At 72.0% G+C, this 17,581-nt stretch carries 8 protein-coding genes; 6 read left to right on the top strand and 2 right to left on the bottom strand.

All coding sequences use genetic code 11. The features are described from left to right. Positions 1-7: 7 nt before the first annotated feature. Both VFZ09_RS19225 and gspG read right to left on the bottom strand, forming a co-directional pair. Positions 8-412, bottom strand: coding sequence for a DUF5335 domain-containing protein (locus VFZ09_RS19225; protein ID WP_329729060.1), 405 nt, complete (start codon positions 410-412; stop codon positions 8-10). 102 nt (positions 413-514) lie between these two features. Further along, entirely contained in the window at positions 515-946 is a 432-nt protein-coding gene (gene gspG, locus VFZ09_RS19220; protein WP_329729059.1) for a type II secretion system major pseudopilin GspG, read from the bottom strand. A 403-nt stretch (positions 947-1,349) separates the two neighbouring features. On the opposite strand from gspG, the gene VFZ09_RS19215 reads away from it, so the two are divergent. The 6 genes from VFZ09_RS19215 to VFZ09_RS19190 all read left to right on the top strand — a co-directional run bounded on the left by VFZ09_RS19215 (position 1,350) and on the right by VFZ09_RS19190 (position 17,540). After that, entirely contained in the window at positions 1,350-6,629 is a 5,280-nt protein-coding gene (locus VFZ09_RS19215) for a polyketide synthase (RefSeq protein ID WP_329729058.1), read from the top strand. 3 nt (positions 6,630-6,632) lie between these two features. Beyond that, the gene (locus VFZ09_RS19210) at positions 6,633-7,583 is read left to right on the top strand and encodes a hypothetical protein (RefSeq protein ID WP_329729057.1); all 951 of its coding nucleotides are present in this window, start codon (positions 6,633-6,635) and stop codon (positions 7,581-7,583) included. Further along, entirely contained in the window at positions 7,580-12,961 is a 5,382-nt protein-coding gene (locus VFZ09_RS19205) for an SDR family NAD(P)-dependent oxidoreductase (protein WP_329729056.1), read from the top strand. The genes VFZ09_RS19210 and VFZ09_RS19205 overlap by 4 nt, the downstream gene beginning before the upstream one ends. After that, on the top strand, positions 12,948-13,676 hold the full coding sequence (locus tag VFZ09_RS19200) for a 4'-phosphopantetheinyl transferase family protein (protein ID WP_329729055.1): 729 nt from the start codon (positions 12,948-12,950) through the stop codon (positions 13,674-13,676). Before VFZ09_RS19205 ends, VFZ09_RS19200 begins: the two co-directional genes overlap by 14 nt. Before the next feature lie 320 nt (positions 13,677-13,996). Further along, the gene (locus VFZ09_RS19195; protein ID WP_329729054.1) at positions 13,997-15,355 is read left to right on the top strand and encodes an ABC transporter substrate-binding protein; all 1,359 of its coding nucleotides are present in this window, start codon (positions 13,997-13,999) and stop codon (positions 15,353-15,355) included. A gap of 1 nt (position 15,356) precedes the next feature. Next, the gene (locus VFZ09_RS19190; protein WP_329729053.1) at positions 15,357-17,540 is read left to right on the top strand and encodes a sensor histidine kinase; all 2,184 of its coding nucleotides are present in this window, start codon (positions 15,357-15,359) and stop codon (positions 17,538-17,540) included. Positions 17,541-17,581: the final 41 nt, after the last annotated feature.

Raw genomic sequence — 17,581 nt, 5'->3', positions numbered from 1 at the left:
AGTCTCCTCATGAACTCGGGGCGGACTCCTCGAAGCCCGTGGAGCCCGGCTGGAACTGGGCCGGCACCCCGCTCCCCTCGAAGAAGACGAGCGTCTTGCCGTTGTCCCCGTCCTCGATCTCCAAGCAGTCGATGTTCCCGTCGTCATCCACCTCGAGGTACACGCGCACCGCGTTGTCGATCTGGTGCGTGAGCTCCCGGCGCTCATCGCCCACCGTCACCTCGATGTTCCCCGCCTCGGAGCCCTTCGTCTCCAGGTCGATCCCCCTCAGGGGAAGCCTGCGCGTCAGCTCCTGGTCGCCGATGTCCCGGTTCTCCACCTCGATGCGGACGGGCTCACTCAGCGCCCGCTTGTTGAGGTTGTCGAAATAGACGGCCCAGGTCTCCCTCGGAATCTCGATCGTTCGTCCCATGACCTACCTCCGCACCCAGGAAGGTAGGTCCGGCGACGCACGCGCGATGCCCGCGGCCGCGTGCCGGTGGCATGGCGGTTCCCCGTCTGGCCGCACCACCGGCTACCGGTTCGCCACCGCGTCCTTCCGCAGGTCGCGCGAGGACACGTCCGCGTCCGCGCCCTCTCCGCCCGGCGAGCCGTCCGCGCCATAGGCGGTGATGACGGGCTTGCCACCCTCGTTGAGGTACACGTACTCGTTGCCCCACGGGTCCCTGGGCATCTGCTCCAACGTCTGCGTCTCCACCAGCGCGCGCAGGCCGGTGCTCGTGTCGGGGAACTTGCCCTTCTTGGCGTAGTAGAGCTTGAGCGCGTTCTGGAGGTTGGCGATGTCCAGGCGCGCGGTGTCCCGCTTGGCCTCCTCCAATCGAGGGATGACGGCCACGCCCACCGCGGCCATGATGAGGCCGAGGATGGTGATCACCACCATGATCTCGATGAGGGTCATGCCGCGCTGGCGGCGGCGCGTGCTGCGCGTGCTCTTCTTCTGGCTCATGTCATTCTCCTCGCGTGTGGCCTTCCGTCAGGCCACCGGGCTGCTTGTGCAACCCCCGCGCCCGGCGCCATGACGCGGGCGCTCCCGAGGGAAGCGCGGCGTGGCGGAGCGGAGCCGGGCGGCACCGGCGCGCCAGCGTGTCCGCGCGGCGGGGGAGCGCCCTGACAAGCCGTCAATGCCAGTGGAGGAGAGTGCGCTCCCGGTCAACAAAGCCCGGATGATCGCCCTCCAGGCGGCCAGCCAGCCCACTTCCCTGGGCCGTGCTCGCCACCCAGGCTGGTCATGTACGCCTTCACATCCCCCTCCACGGCACGAGCCGCGTGGTAGGATTGTCCTCCCCGAGGTCATCGCCCAAGCAGGATCCCCCCTCCTGGGTTCGGCCCGGTCTACAGAGAGAACCTGTATGGATGCCATCGCCGTGGTAGGATTGGGCTGCGTCCTGCCGAACGCCCTTCGCGTTTCCGACTTCTGGGCCAGCGTTTCCACGGGCAGGGTGTCCCTCTCGAAGGTGCCCTCGCGCGCATGGGACCACTCGCTCTACTTCCACCCGGACCGCACCATGCCGGACCGGGCGCATGCGGAGCTGGGCGGCTTCATCCACGACTTCGTCTTCGACTGGCGCAAGTACAAGGTCACCCCCGCGGACGCCCAGCAGGTCAACCCCTTCCAGTGGATGGTCCTGGAGGCGGGCACCCAGGCGCTCTCCGAGGTGCGGGTGCTGCCCCGGGACACCACCGGCATCATCCTCGGCGCCACCAGCCTCGGCTGGCAGCGCGACAGCGGCATGCACATCCGCCTGGAGGACATGCTGGACGCCGTGCGCGCCACGGACGAGTTCCGCGCGCTGCCTGGCACCCGGCAGCAGGAGGTGCTCGAGGTCACCGCCCAGCGGCTGCGCTCGCGCCTCAAGGAGTGCAGCGACGACAACGTGGTGGGCTCCTCGGCCAGCGTGGCCGTGGGCCGCATCAACATGCAGTTCGATCTCAAGGGACTGCACTACTCGGTGGACGCGGGGTACTCGTCCTCGCTGGCGGCGTTGGACCTGGCGGTGCGCGGGCTGCGCGACGGCGAGTTCGACCTGGCGGTGGCCGGTGGCGTGAGCGAGATGCTGACGCCGCTGGAGTTCATCGCCTTCTCCAAGCTGGGGGGGCTGTCGCACAAGGGCCACGTGAGGCCCTTCTCGGACGAGTGTGACGGCACGCTGCTGGGCGAGGGCGTGACGCTGTTCGCCCTCAAGCGGCTGGAGGACGCGGAGCGGGACGGGGAAACCATCTACGCGGTGCTGCGCGGCGTGGGCGGCTCGTCGGACGGGCGGGGCAAGTCGCTGGTGGCGCCCCGGCGCGAGGGCCAGGCGCTGGCCATGCGCCGCGCGCTCGAGGACGCGGGCCTGGGGCCGGACTCCGTGCAGTACGTGGAGTGCCATGCCACGGGCACGCCGGTGGGTGACGTCAGCGAGGTGCAGGCGCTGGCCAGCGTGTACTCGGGCGCGGCGGGCTCCATCGCGCTCGGCTCGGTGAAGGCCAACATCGGCCACCTGCGCGCGGGCGCGGGCGGCGCCGGCCTGCTCAAGGCCGTGCTCGCGCTGCACCACGGGCAGATTCCGCCCCAGCCGGGCGTGGAGCGCATCAACCCCAAGCTGGAGCTGGAGCGCACGCCCTTCTTCATTCCGCGCAAGGCGCAGCCGTTCCGCGCCGGCACCCTGCCGCGCGCGGCCGTCAGCTCCTTCAGCTTCGGCGGCAACAACTTCCACGCGGTGCTGGAGGCCTGGCAGCCCGGCACCGAGCGCAAGGCCGCCCCCCGCCGCCGCCAGGCCGAGCCGCTGGCCATCGTGGGCATGGGCGGCATGTTCCCCGGCGCCCCCAACATCGAGTCGCTCTGGAAGCGGCTGCTCGAGGGCCACGACGCCACGCGCGAGGTGCCCAAGGATCGCTGGAAGGTGGAGCGCTACCACCACCCGGATCGCAAGGATCGCACGTACACGAAGCTGGGCTGCTGGCTGGACGAGCTGCCCACTCCGACGATGGAGATGCGGATTCCGCCCGCGGCCTGGGCCTCGTTGGACCCCTCGCACGTGGTGACGCTGCTGAGCACCGAGCAGGCGCTGAAGGACGCGGGGTACTCGCCGGACAAGTGGGACCGGGACAGGGTGGCCCTGGCGCTGGGCTTCCTGCCGTACCAGGGCATCAAGTTCCTCGCCGACACGCGCGTGCGCTGGGCCGAGTTCGCCCGGGAGCTGCGCGAGACGATGGAGAAGTCCGGCCTGCCCGAGGAGCTGCGCCTGGCCATCCTGCGCAACGCGGAGGAGCGCTACAAGGCGGGCCTGCCGCCCATCAGCGAGGACAGCCTCACCGGCTACCTGGGCAGCCTCAACGCCGGCCGCATCTCCGCGCTCTACGACTTCCACGGGCCGCACATGGTGATGGACTCGGCCTGTGCCAGCTCGCTGGCCGCGCTCCACGGCGCCTGGAAGCTGCTGCAGCATCGCGAGGCGGACGTGGTACTCACCGGCGGCGTGTGGGCCGACATGTCCCCCGAGTTCTACATCGCCGGCTGCCGCTTCAACGCCCTGTCCGCCAAGGGCAGCCAGCCCTTCAACGCCCAGGCCGACGGCTTCGTCCCCGGCGAGGGCGCGGGCATCCTCGTGGTCAAGCGCCTGTCCGACGCCGAGCGCGACAAGGACCGCATCCACGCCGTCATCCGCTCCATCGCCGGCTCCAGCGACGGCAAGGGCCGCTCCGTGCTGCCCCCCAGCGAGATGGGTGAGACGCTCGCCATGCGCCGCGCCCTGGCCTCCGCCAACCTGCCCCCCGCCAGCGTGGACTACGTGGAGTGCCACGGCACCGGCACCGCGCTGGGGGACGTGGTGGAGACGAAGTCCACCCACAACGCCTACAGCAGCGAGGGCCGCACCCGCCCCATCCTCATCGGCTCGGTGAAGTCCAACATCGGCCACCTCAACGCCGCGGCCGGCGCGGCCGGGATGATCAAGGTCACCCGCGCCATGCAGGAGCGCGTCATCCCCCGCTCCCTCAAGAGCGAGCCGCGCAACCCGAAGATTCCCCAGGGCGTCGAGGTGGTGACGGACAACCGCGAGTGGCCCGCCCCCGCCGGTGGCGCCCCGCGCCGCGCCGGTGTCAGCTCCTTCGGCGTCGGCGGCTCCAACTTCCACGCCATCCTCGAGGAGTACAAGGGGCCGCCCTCGGCTCCGGGCAAGAAGGAGGGCGAGCCGGCGGAGGGAGACCCGAAGCTCGTCGCGGTGGCGGGCGCGGACGCGCGCGCGTGCCTGGAGCAGCTCAACGCCCTGTGCGAGCAGCAGGGCCCGCTGGAGGACACGCGCCACACGCCCGAGGGCCCCTGGCGCGTGGCCATCACCGCGCGCACCCGCGAGGAGCTGCGCAAGAAGCGCGACTTCCTGCGCAAGACGCTGGACGCCGGTGGTGACCCAGAGCCGCTGGGCCAGTCCGGCATCTTCGCGGCGGGCCCGGACGCGCCCCTGCGCGGCGCCAAGGTGGCCATCACCTTCCCCGGCCAGGGCGGCCAGTACGCCAACATGCTGCGCCCGCTCGCCCGCGCCTACCCCGTGGTGGCCCGGACGCTGGAGGAGGCGGACCGCGTCTACCTGCGCCTCACCGGCCGCACGCTGACGAGCAGCTTCTACACGGAGGATCCGAAGAACTACCGGCAGAACGACGAGGACATCCACGCGGCCGTCTTCCTGGTCAACGTGGCCCTCTACCGGCTGCTGAAGGCCCATGGCATCCACGCGGACATGGTCATCGGCCAGAGCGCGGGCGAGCTGGCGGCGCTGGTGACCGCGGGCAGCCTCTCCCTGGAGGAGGGCCTGCACGCCATCCACTCGCGCACCGTGGCCGTGCTGGAGATGCCCACCGAGGATCCCGGGCAGATGGCCGCGCTCGCGTGCCCCTCCGAGCAGGTGCCCTCCCTCATCGAGGGCCTGCCCGGCTACGCCACCCTCGCGGCGGACAACGGGCCGCGCGCCTGCATCGTGTCCGCGGATCGCAACGCCCTGCCCGGCCTGGTGGAGCGCTGCACCGCGCAGGGCATCGAGTGCACCGTGCTCGCCGTCTCCCACGGCTACCACTCGGAGCTCATCGGCGCGGCGCGCCCCGCCTACCAGAAGGTGCTGGAGGGGCTGACGTTCCACGCCCCCACGGTGCGCCTCATCTCCACCATCGACGCGGCGGAGTACGGCGGCCGGCCGCTGCGGGAGTACCCGGCGTTCCTGACCAGCCAGTTCGTCGAGCCCGTGCGTCTGCGCCAGGCCATCGGCGAGGCCCACGCGCAGGGCGCCCGCATCTTCATCGAGGCCGGGCCCAAGTGGTCTCTCACCCAGTTCACCCGGGAGATCCTCAAGGGCCGGCAGCATGGCGCCATCGCATCGATTCATCCCAAGGTAGGTGACATGGAACAGTTCAAGCGCGTGGTGGGATATTCATTCGTGAATGGCGTCGGCCAGCTCTCGGAGGATGCCGCGGGCGCCGTGGTCGAGGTGGAGCAGGCGCTGCTGCAGCTGCCGCTCGAGGGAGTGCTCGAGCCCGCCACCGCCTTGAAGGTGGCCATCGCCCTGGGACGCGAGTTCGGCGTGGACGCCTCCGTGGCCCAGCCGGAGAACCTGCGCACGTTCGACGCCATCGTCGCGCTCGTGGAACAGCTGCGCACGGGCCAGACCGCGGCCCCCGCCGCCACGAAGGCGCCCGTGGCCGAGCCCGCCGCGGCCGCCCCGCAGGTGACCACGGTGCAGAAGAGCATCGCCCTGGAGGAGGAGGTGCGCCGCGTCCTGCTGGACACCGTGGTGGCCAAGACGGGCTACCCGGAGGACATGCTGGAGATGAACCTCGATCTCGAGGCGGATCTCGGCATCGACACCGTCAAGCAGGTGGACATCTTCGCGCGCACCCGCGAGGCCTTCGGCGTCACGCGGGACCCCAGCCGCGCCCTGCGCGACTTCAACACGCTGCAGAAGGTCGTCGACCACATCGTCGAGCGCATCATCGCCACGGGTGCCGCCGCCGCCCCGGCCTCCGCGCCCGCCCCGGCCCCCGCCCCCGTGGCGGCCCGGCCCGCTCCGGCGGCTCCGCCCCCCACTCCGGCCCCTGCCGCCGCCCCGGCGATGCCCACCTCCACCATCGCCGCCTCGTTGGATCTCTTCGAGCAGGTGCGCGAGGTGCTGCTGCGCAACGTGGTGGAGAAGACGGGCTACCCGGAGGACATGCTGGAGCTCGACCTCGACCTCGAGGCGGACCTCGGCATCGACACCGTCAAGCAGGTGGACATCTTCGCGCGCACCCGCGAGGCCTTCGGCGTCACGCGCGACCCCAGCCGCTCCCTGCGTGACTTCAACACCCTGCGCAAGGTGATTGAGCACATCGTCGAGCGCGCGCAGCAGCTGGCCGCGGCCACGTCCGCCGCCTCCACCCGGTCCGCCGCCCCCGCTCCCGCCACCGCCGCCGAGCCGCCCGCGAAGCGCGCCAATGGGAACGGGCCGCGCTCCGTCCGCGAAGCGCTCCTCTCCATGGATCTCCGGCAGGCCGCCGGGCTGAAGGACGGCGAGGTGCGCAAGCTGGCCGAGGCGATGTCCTCGCGCCTGGGCGTCGCCACGCCGGAGACGGAGCCGGTCCGCACGCTGAGCGAGCTCGCCCAGCAGCTCGTGAAGGGTCACTGAACCGTGCAGCCCGATACCTCCCAATACCCGCTGCTGGAGGATGTCTCCGAGGTCTTCCGCGGCGAGAGCGCGGTCGCCAAGCGCGACGTGCACCTGCCGCGGGAGCTCGACGAGGAGATGCGGCCGCTGCCCGCCTCGATGGAGCTGGAGTTCCTGGCCGAGGTGGGCGCGCTCGTGTACCCGGACCGCGTGCTGGTGGGGATGAGGGACGTGCGCTGGTTCCTGCGCTCCTCCCAGCCCTCGTCCGCCGCGCGGCTGGTGGGGCGTGCCCGCCGCGAGGGCGATGGAGAGGTGTCGGTCTTCCTGTCGATGGAAGTGGTGAACACCGGCGCCAGCGCGGGACACGAGGAGGCCTCCGAGGAGCCCATCCCCGTCTGCCGCGCCGTGCTCCAGTTCGCCCACGCGTACGGGCCCGCGCCCTGGCCCCAGCAGCAGCAGATGCTGGCCCCCCGCTCGGAGAATCTCCAGAACGGCCGGCAGCTCTACACCTCCGCGGGCGGACAGGGAGATGTGCCCGAGTCGCTCCAGGTCATCTCCTGGGCCCGGCTGTGCGAGCTGGGCCGCATCCAGGGGGGGCTCGTCCACCCGCGCGTGTTGTCCAAGGTGCTGCCCGCCAGCCGCATCCAGGTGGCGCCCGCCGCCATGGAGGGCGCGCTGCACATGGTGAAGTGGCTCTGGTACGCCTTCTCCGGCGAGGGCTCGCGCGAGATGGCCATCTCCGAGGCCACCTGGTTCCGCATGCCCCGGCGCGACGAGCGCCTCATGTGTGACGCCCGCCTGTGCGGTGCCAGCGGCGGGCTGGCCTCCTTCGACGCCCACCTCCTGGGCCAGGACGGCATCCCCGTGCTCGAGCTGCGAGGCATCGGCATGGCCTCGCTGCCCACCGAGGACGTCGCCCCCACCCTTCCCCGCCTCGCCTGGCAGTCATTCGTCAAGAGCCTCTCTCCGCGATGACCTCCTCCACGCACATCCCTCTGGCCATCATCGGGCTCGGGTGCCGCCTGCCCGGCGCCGACTCCCCGTCGCGCTTCATGAACCAGTCCCTGGAGGGGATGCGTGCCCTGACACGGGCCCCCGCGGAGTGGGGCGCCGGGCTCGGCCTGCGCCATCCGCTGGTGGGCGGTTTCGCTCCCGAGGAGGGCAAGGACTGGAAGCAGTTCCGCCTGCCGCCCAACCAGGTGGAGAAGATGCACCGCATGGAGCGGCTGCTGCACCTGACGCTGCTCCAGGCGACGCAGGACGCGGGCTATGGCCCCGACAAGAGCCCCGGTGGCCGCTGCGCCATCTACCTGGGCGCCACCGGCCTGGGCGTGGACGTGAAGGTGGACCAGACGGTGCGCATCCGCTCGCCGGAGTTCCGCGAGCACCTGTCCGCCCTCCTCCAGGGCCGCGGTGACCAGGCCCGCCTGCTGGAGGCGGTGGATGGCTACATCGCGCAGCACGCCCCGCCCATCACCCCCGAGTCCGTGCCCACCACGGCCACCATCGTGGCCGGCCGCCTCTCCGGCCTGCTGGACACGCGCGGCGGGCACCTGGCCATCGACGCGGGCACGGCCTCCTCGCTGGCGGCGCTGAAGTTCGCCTCGTTGTCGCTGCAGCTCGGCCACTGTGACGTGGCGGTGGTGGGCGCGGTGTCCCCGCTGCTCAGCCCCTCCTCCTTCGGCATGCTCTCCGCGCGCGGCTGGCTGGCCGAGCAGGAGCTGCTCTCGCTGGATGGGCGCTCCGCGGGCACGCTGCCCGGCGAGGGCGCCGTGGCCCTGGTGCTGTGCCGGCTGGACGACGCGCTGGCGGACAAGCAGCGCATCTACGCCGTCCTGCACGGCGTCAGCGCCGAGGTGAACCTCAAGCAGGGCCTCTCGCGGCTGTCGCGCATGGTGGACAAGGCCGCGCGCGCCTGCCTGGACATGGCCGGCATCGAGGCGGAGCTGGTGCGGCACGTGGAGCTGCAGGCGTGCGGTGTCCCCGGCCTGGAGGATCAGGAGCTCATCGGCCTCAAGGCCGCGCTCAACGCCACGCGCACCGAGCCCCTCACCTTCTCCACCGCGGCCCCGCAGGTGGGCTTCCAACAGGCGGCCAGCGGGCTCGTCTCGGTGATGCGCGCGGCGCTGTCGCTGCACGGAGGCGTGCGCGCGCCCGTGGCCGGCCTCACCTCGCCGCGCCACGGGACGGAGGGCTCGCTGGAGTGCCTCACCCGGCCCATGAAGCTGACGCCGCGCAGCTACGTGGGCGTCAGCTCTCTGGGGTGGAGCAACATCGCCTACCACGCGCTGCTCGGGCCCGCGCCGTCCCACGAGACGTGGGCGGACATCCGCCCGGTGCGTCCGCCCAACCAGAAGTTCGCCATCGTCGGCATGGGCGCCATCGCCCCGGGCGCGCCGGACTCGCAGGCGCTGTGGACCAACGTCGTCTCCAAGGCGGATGCCATTGGAGACCTGCCCACCTCGCGCTTCGATGCCCAGCACCTGCTGGGCGCGCTCATGGGGCCCAAGGAGATGGTGCCCCGGCTGGCCGGTACGGTGGATCTGCCCTCGCCGGATGCGCGCTGGCTCCGGCTGCCGCCCAACCAGGCCGCGGCGCTGGATCCGGCCGTGCCCCTCTTCGTCAAGGCGGCGGAAGAGGCGCTCGGACAGGCCGGCTACGAGCCCGGGATGTGGAACGGGCGGCGCGTGCAGGTGGTGGTGGGCCAGCTGCCGGTGCGCGCCAAGGAGTTCGAGACCGAGCTGCGCTTCGTCCTGGAGCGCTACCTGTCCATGGCGTCCGAGGCCCTCCGGGCCCAGGGCCTGTCCGCCGAGCAGGTGGCCGCGCTGCTCGACGCGGTCCGCCAGCGCGTGGTGGGCAAGCTGCCCCCGCTGGATGAGAACACGTCCCAGTACTACTCCAGCCTGCCCGTGGCGGCGCGGCTGGCGGCCATCCACGACTTCACCGGCGGCGTGCTGATGGTGGACGCGGCCTGCGCCAGCTCCCTGGCCGCGGTGCACACGGCGATGATGTCGCTGGCCAACCGCGAGGCCGACATCGTGGTGGCCGGCGGCGTGGCCTTCAACCTCGTACCCGAGTACTCCGCCTCGCTGGCGGTGCTCGGCTTCCTGTCCCCGCGAGGCACCTTCCCCTTCGATGATCGCGCGGACGGCTTCGTGCCGGCCGAGGGCGCCGGCGCGGTGGTGCTCAAGCGGCTGGAGGACGCGGAGGCGTCGAAGGACAAGATCCTCGCCGTCATCTCCGGCATCGGCTTCTCCAGTGACGGGCGCGGCACCACCCTGCTCACCCCCAACCCCAAGGGACAGGCGCGGGCGGTGGAGCGCGCGCTGCAGGACTCGCGCGTGCGGGCGGATCAGATCGGCCTGCTCGAGGCGCACGGCCCGGGTACGAAGGTGGGCGACAAGACGGAGGCGGACGCCTACGGCGAGGCCTACCAGTCGCGCGGCCGCGACAACCCGGTGCCCATGGGCACGCTCAAGTCGCAGATCGGCCACACCTCGTCGGCCTCCGGCCTGCTGGGCATCATCAAGACGGCCTTCGCGGTGAGCGAGCACTTCCTGCCGCCCATGAACGGCGGCGAGTTCCCCAAGGCGGACATCCCCTTCGACCGGCTGCCCATCTCCCTGTCGCTGGAGGGCCGCCCGTGGCCCGTGCCCCGCGAGGGCCGGCGCTACGCGGGAGTGAGCGCCTTCGGCCTGGGCGGCTCCAACTACCACGTCATCCTCGAGGAGCACGACAACGCCCACAGCAAGCCGTGGACGGCGGATCCGCTGAGCGCCACGGCCAGCTACCCCATCCCCAGCCGTGGCCTGTCCGCGCAGCGCTGGCGCGTGGACCTGGTGCCGCTGTCGCTCTCCTCGGAGAAGCGCTACCAGCTGCAGGGCAAGAAGCTGCTGCTCGTGGGAGACGAGCCGGGCCTGGTGGCCGCCTTCAGCCGCCTGCTGCTGGGCAAGGGCGTGCGCGTGGCCACGGTGTCGGTGGCGGGCATCACGGATGCCATGGAAGTGGAGCGCCGGGTGCGCCGCGCCAGCGAGGAGCTGGGCGGAGCCGACGGTGTCATCGACCTGGGCGCCTTCGGGCCGGTGGAGTACTTCCTCACGCTGGGCAGCGCGCGCTTCGGGCGGAGGATGGCGGAGACCACCGCGCGCTGGCACGGCACCGGCCGCGCCATGTACGAGCGCCTGCGGGACGCGAAGGGGCGCACCGCCTGCTACGTGGCCGTCACCTCCATGGGAGGCGACTTCGGCTTCGTGGGGGATGGCGGCAACGTGATGGGCGGCTCCATGGCCGGCTTCCTCAAGGGGCTGAAGCAGGAGCTGCCCGGCGCGGTCATCAAGACGATCGACTTCGAGCCGCGCGCCTCGCACTGGGTGGTGGCCGAGACGGTGGCCCGCGAGCTGGAGGAGGGCAGCGACCGGACGGAAATCGGCTACATGGCCAGCCGCCGCTTCGTGGTGGGCCTGCGCCGGGCGGACTTCCCCCAGGAGGGCACCCAGGTGCTGCGCCGGGTGGACCCGAGCTGGGTGCTGCTCTTCTCGGGCGGCGGGCGCGGGGCCGTCTTCGAGGTGGCCAAGGCGGTGGCGCGGCTGGGCCCCAAGGTCATCGTCACCGGGCGCACCCCGGCCCCCACGGGGGACGAGCCCTACCTGGCGCTGGACGACAACGACTTCGAGACCTTCCGCAAGGAGGAGATGATCCGCCGCAAGAAGGCGGACCCCACCCTCACGCCGGTGAAGTTCAAGGAGGCCTTCGAGCCCTACGAGCGGGCGCGCGAGCTGTGGCGCAACCTGCAGGAGGTCTACGCCCAGGGCCTGCCCATCGAGTACGAGACGTGTGACTTCCGCAACGCCGCGGACGTGCGCGCCATGGTGGACCGGGTGCGCGAGTACCACGGCCACATCGACGGCATCGTCCACGGGGCCATGGTCGAGGCCTCCAAGAGCCTGCCGGACAAGACGCCGGGCTTCGTCGCCGCCACCATGGAGGTGAAGGTGCTGGGCCTCATCAACCTGCTGGAGGCCACGCGGCGCGATGACCTGAAGCTGATGATGTGCTTCGGCTCCGGCGCGGGCCGCTTCGGCAACAAGGGCCAGACGGACTACAGCGCCGCCAACGACTTGATGAGCAAGTGCGCCATGGCGTACGCGCACCGGGCGCGCCCGCACATGCGCTGCGTCACCATCGACTGGACGGCGTGGGACAGCGTGGGCGCCGCCGCCCGCAACCCCGAGGTGGTGCGCGGCACCGGCGTCTCGTACATCACCCCGGCCGAGGGCTCGTACTGGTTCATCAACGAGCTGCTGCTCGGCCGCACCGAGCGCGAGGTGGCCATCTTCGAGGAGCGCCTCTTCCGCGAGTGGCCCTTCCTCGGCGCCTCCGCGGACGGCCCGGACGCGCGCACCGTCTACGACGACCGCGGCTTCCTGCTCGTGCCCTCCGACTACCCGATGATCGACTGCGTGGAGCAGCACGGGGCGGAGACGCTGGTGGCCACGCGGACGTTCGACCTGAACACGGACCCCTTCGTGCTCCAGCACCAGCTGGACTCGGTGCCCATCATGCCGGGCACGTTCGGCTTCGAGATGCTCGGCGAGGCCGCCGCCCTCTTCCGGCCGGACCTGGCGGTGCTGCGCGCGGAGAACCTGCGGATTGAAACGCCGCTCAAGTTCTTCAAGGCCCCGCACGGCTCCAAGGGCAAGCCCGTCCACATCACCCTCACCGCCCGGGTGCTCAAGCAGCAGGGCGACGAGATGACGCTCTACGTCGAGTCCGCCAGCGACCTGGCGCTGGGCGGCCGCTCGGACCAGACGCAGCGCCGCATCCATCAGCAGGGCATCTACGTGCTCGGGCCGCCGCCGCGCCACGAGCCGGGCAACGGCAAGCTGCCGGAGGCGCTGCCGGGCTCGCGCGCGCGCTCCATCTTCCACCTGGCCAAGGAGCCGCTGTACCTCGGCCCGCTCTTCTGCCGCGCCGAGTGGGTGTACGTCGGCGAGACGGAGGTGGAGGGCATCATCCGCGCCCCGCGGCAGCGGGAGATCTTCACCCACGTGGCGCGGCCGCGCTTCCAGTTGGATCCGCTGTTGCTCGACGCCGCCTTCCAGGTGGCGGCCAACTGGGACGGCCACCACAACAACCTCGTCTCCGTGCCCATGGGCGTGGAGCAGCTGGTGCGCGGGCGGCAGCGGCGCCTGGGCGAGTCCGGGCACGTGAAGGCGAGGATGGTGAAGGTGGAGGGCGATGACGTCCTCTACGACTTCGAGGTGCGTGGCGAGGACGGCGCCCTGCTGCTGGGAGGCACGGGGCTGTGGTTCCGCCGGCTGCGCCGGGGAGAGCGCCGGAGTGCGGAGGGCTGAGCGGCTGCGGCTGCCCGGCGGCCGGGAGGTGGTGCTCGGCTGGGGCGAGGTGGGGCGGGAGGACGACGCCTCGCTCTCGCCCCTGGAGCGCGAGGGGCTCGCCCGGTGCAGGACGGACAAGCGGCGGCGGGAGTTCGTGGCGGGCCGGCTCGCCGCGCACCGGGCGCTCGCGTTGCTGGAGCCCGAGGCGCGCGCGGAGGTGACGGCGCGCGAGGACGGGCCGGACGCCGGCAGGCCCTTCTTCTCACCGGGGCACGGGCTCGCGCTCTCCATCTCCCACAGCGGGGAGCTGGCGGTGGCGGCGGTGTCGCGCGGAGGCGCGCTGGGCGTGGACCTGGAGCAGCGGGTGGAGGCAGGCGCGGCCTTCCTGGAGGAGGCCTTCGCGCCGGGCGAGCTCGCGGGCTACGTGCCCCTGTGCGCGGGACACCTGGACCCGGTGACCGCGGCGTGGGCCCTGAAGGAGGCGGTGCTCAAGGTGTGGGGCGTGGGGCTGCGCGCGCCCCTGCAGAAGGTGGCGCTGCGGCCGGTGCTGCTCCACGCCGGGGGGGACGCACTGTCCCTGCGGGTGACGCTCGACACGTGGGAGCTTCCCCCGGGACTCGGGGAGCCGCCCCCGGCACTGACCGCGCTCCTGGTGGCGTGGCGGGCCGGGGGGGTGCTGGGCCTCGCCGGGCTCGTCCCAGACGCGCGACGCCGCGGGGGCCGGCTTCAGTGACGCGTGTGCCTGTGGGACGCCAACCAGACGTCCACTTCCGCGACACGCTCCCGCGGGCCCCTGGGTGCTCCGGCGCAGCAGCCGCGCCCCGCACAACGGTTGCCACCGGATGGCCATGATTCCTGTTCCACTTCATGCGCTTTGACGGCGCGTTGACGCTGCGATGACGAAGCAGCGCGGCGTCACCCGGCTTCAATGCCTCGTCATTCCCAGACAGGGTGGCTGGCTTTCAGGATTCCCCCGAGGCGCTCCCCGCGCCCCACCCGGGAAAACAAGGTTTCCGGCTACCACGTCCAGGGCAACGGCTCTACAGTCCCGGCATGCATGCCAACGCGCGTCCTCCCATCCGTCCGAAGCTGGTGTTGGCCGCGGTCGCCGGAGCCGGCGTGGTGCTCGCGCTCCTGCTCTCCACCCGCGCCACGCCCCCGCCCACCTCGAGCACCGCCGCGGACTCGGGCGGCTCGGTGCTGGGCGGAGAGACCGTGCGGCTGCTGCTCGTCGGAGATCCCTTCGCGCTGGCCCTCCAGGAGGCCGCCCCCGAGCTGGAGCAGCTCGCCGGGGGCCGGCTCGAGCTCGAGGTGGTGGGTTACGACGACGTGCGGCGGCTGACCCTGCGCAACGCCCAGGACCAGGTCAGCGCGTACGACATCGTCAGCTTCGATGTGGTGTGGACGGGCGAGTACGGCCAGCTGGGCGTGCTGCTGCCGCTGGAGACGTGGATCTCCCAGGCGGGCGCCCAGGTGGAGCCCGAGGACTTCCTGGACATCGCGTACACGCAGAGCCGCTACCACACCCGGCAATTGGGCCTGCCCATCCAGCCGCACCCGGAGCTGCTGTGGTACCGCAAGGACCTGCTCGCCGCGGACGGGCTGCAGCCGCCGCGCACCACCGACGAGCTGCTCCGGGTGGCGCGGCACTACCACCGGCCGGAAGCCGGGCAATATGGCCTCGTCTGGAATGGACAGCGGGGCCAGGCCTTCGGCCAGCAGATGGCCCACTTCTATGCCGCCTTCGGCCAGCCGCTGCTGGACGAGCAGGGCCGGCCCACGCTGGACACGCCCCGGGGCGTGGCGGCGGCCCGCTTCGCGCTCGAGCTGCTGAAGGTGTCACCGCCGGATGTCGTCAATACCGCGTGGGATCAGCGCCCGCGCCGCATCGCCCAGGGCCAGGCGGCGATGACGTACGAGTGGGGCGCCCGCGCCTGGCTCGTGGAGGAGGCGCCCTCCTCCGCCGTGGCGGGGAAGATCGGCTACGCGGCGGCGCCCCATGCTCCCGGAGCCGCGCCGGTGACGCCCATGGGGACCTGGAGCCTGGGCATCCCCGCCAACATCGGCCCCCGCCAGGAGCTGGCCTGGCGCATGCTCCGCTGGCTCACCTCACGGCAGGTGTTGAAGGTGCTGGCCCACCACGGCAGCGGCGGCATGCCGCGCAAGAGCCTGCTGCGCGACCCCGAGCTCATCCACCGCTACCCGGTGTTCTCCGTGGTGGACCAGCTCTCCCGGGCCGGCCAGCTCCAGGACTGGATGCGCCCCGCCGTGCCGCAGTGGCCCCAGCTCGCGGAGATCCTCGGCACCACCTACCACGACATGCTCCTGGGTCTGCTCCCCCCCGAGCAGGCGGCTGCCCAGGCACAACAGCGGGCGGAAGCGCTGTTCGCCCCGAGCGCCACGGGAGACTGAAATGGCTCCGGGCCCCCAAGCACCCCTCCCCCGGCACCGCTCGCTGCTGCGCTCGCCGCTCTACCTGCGCATGGTGGCCAGCATCACCGCCGTGCTGCTCATCCCCGCCATCATCACCTCGCTCTACAACGTCCAGCGCTCGGCCCAGGCGCACCTCGAGGCCAGCCACCCCCAGCTGCTCCAGGCCACCGAGGCCAAGGCCACCGCCGTCGAGGCCCTCCTGCTGCGCTCCATCAGCGACGTGCTCCTGCTCGGCCAGGCCCCGCCCATGCGGCGCTACGCCCAGGCCCTCGCCACCGCCCCGGCCTCGCCTCCCCAGGACGTGCTCGAGCTCTTCCAGACGGTGCTGCGCCGCTCGGGCGGCCTCTATGACGGCATCACCCTGCTGGATCGCACCGGCCAGGAGCAGGTGGCCGTCCTCCTCGACGGCAAGCGCCTCCAGGTCGTCCCGAAGCAGGCCCTGCGCTCGCGCGCGCACGAGGCCTTCTTCTCCGGGGCCATGAGCCTGGGCGGCATCTCCGGCCAGCTGGCGCCCGTCTACCTGAGCCCCGTCGAGCTGGAGCAGTCCCCGGAGGGCCACCGGCCCGCGCTCCACTACGCCCTGCAGGTGCTCGCGTTGGATGGGAGCGCCGCCGGCGTGCTGGTGGTCTCCGCGCCGCTCCAGCCCCTGCTGCGGCCGCTGCGCCCCGATGAGCCCGAGGACCGCGTGTACCTGGTGGATGCCTCCGGCAACTACCTCGCCAGCCCCGAGCCCCGCCACCTCCACGGGGACATGACGGGCCCCGGCCCCACCCTGCGCACGGAACGCCCGCGGGACGCGAAGGAGCTCCTCGGCCGGCCGGGCGGGACGCTGCTCGACACCGCCGAACGGCCGGGCTACCTCCAGGCCTTCGCGCGCATCCGCCCCGCGGGCCAGGGCACCATCCAATGGACGGTGCTGTACGAGCGGCCCCTGTCCACCCTCCTCGCCAGCGAGCGGGAGATCTCACGCGTCATCCTCGCCACCACCGCGGGCTCGCTGCTGCTGGCGCTGCTGGTGGCGCTGTTCTTCACCCGGGGCCTGGTGGGCCCCATCCGCCAACTGGCCACGGCGGCGGACGCGCTCAGCCAGGGACAGTGGCAGACGCCCCTGCCCTCCAGCCGCCGCCGCGACGAGCTCGGCGAGCTCACCGAGTCCTTCGCGAAGATGGGCCATCAGCTCCAGTCCGCCTGGCTCGACCAGCAGCGGCACGTGGAAGCGCTGCGCCAGGCCCACGACGAGCTCGAGCAGCGGGTCAGCGAGCGCACCCGGGAGCTGCGCGAGGCCCACCACCAGCTCATGGAGGCCGCGCGCGTCGCCGGGCGCGAGGAGATCGCCACCACCGTCCTGCACAACGTGGGCAACGTGCTCAGCAGCGTCAAGGTCTCCACCCAGCTCCTGGAGGAGCGCTTCCGCCGCTCGCGCCTCCACAACCTCTTCAAGGCCCTGGAGCTGCTGCGCGGCCATCAGCAGGAGCTCGCGCGCTACCTCACCGAGGATCCCCAGGGCCGGCTCCTGCCGGCGTACCTCTCCTCGGTGGGCGGCGTGCTGGCCGAGGAGCACGCGCAGCACCAGAAGGAGCTGGAGGGGCTGCGCAAGAACCTCGACCACATCGGCAACATCATCAGCGTGCAGCAGTCGCTGGCCGCCCGGCCCTCGCAGCTCCTCGAGGAGTTCGACGTGTGCGACGCCGCCGACGACGCGCTGCACATCCAGTTGCGGCAGTCCTCGCAGATCGAGGTGGTGCGCGATTACGCCCAGGTGCCGAAGGTGCTCACCGATCGGCACAAGCTGTTGCAGATCTTCGTCAACCTCGTCAGCAACGCCCGGCATGCGCTGATGGCGGCCCCCATCTCCCAGCGGCGCCTGGTCGTGCGCATCCGGGCCCTGGACGAGAGCATCCAGGTGGAGGTGAGCGACAACGGCATCGGCATCTCCGAGGTGAACATGCGGCAGATCTTCCAGTACGGCTTCACCGCCAGGAAGGACGGGCACGGCTTCGGGCTGCATGGCTGCGCCCTGCTGGCGCAGTCGATGGGAGGCAGCCTGCGCGCCCGGAGCGATGGGCCCAGCCAGGGCGCGGCCTTCACCCTGGAGCTGCCGTGGAAGCCGGGAAGCCCGGCCAGGCCCGCCCCGGACGAGGCGAACGGGCACGCCCATCCGTAGAGGGCTTCACCCCGGCAGCGCGAGCGGTCCCGCCAGGCCCC

The organism is Archangium sp. (assembly GCF_036277355.1).
Classification (GTDB): domain Bacteria; phylum Myxococcota; class Myxococcia; order Myxococcales; family Myxococcaceae; genus Archangium.
The sequence above is the reverse complement of the archived record's forward strand: the minus strand, read 5'-3'. Positions and strand labels throughout refer to the sequence as shown.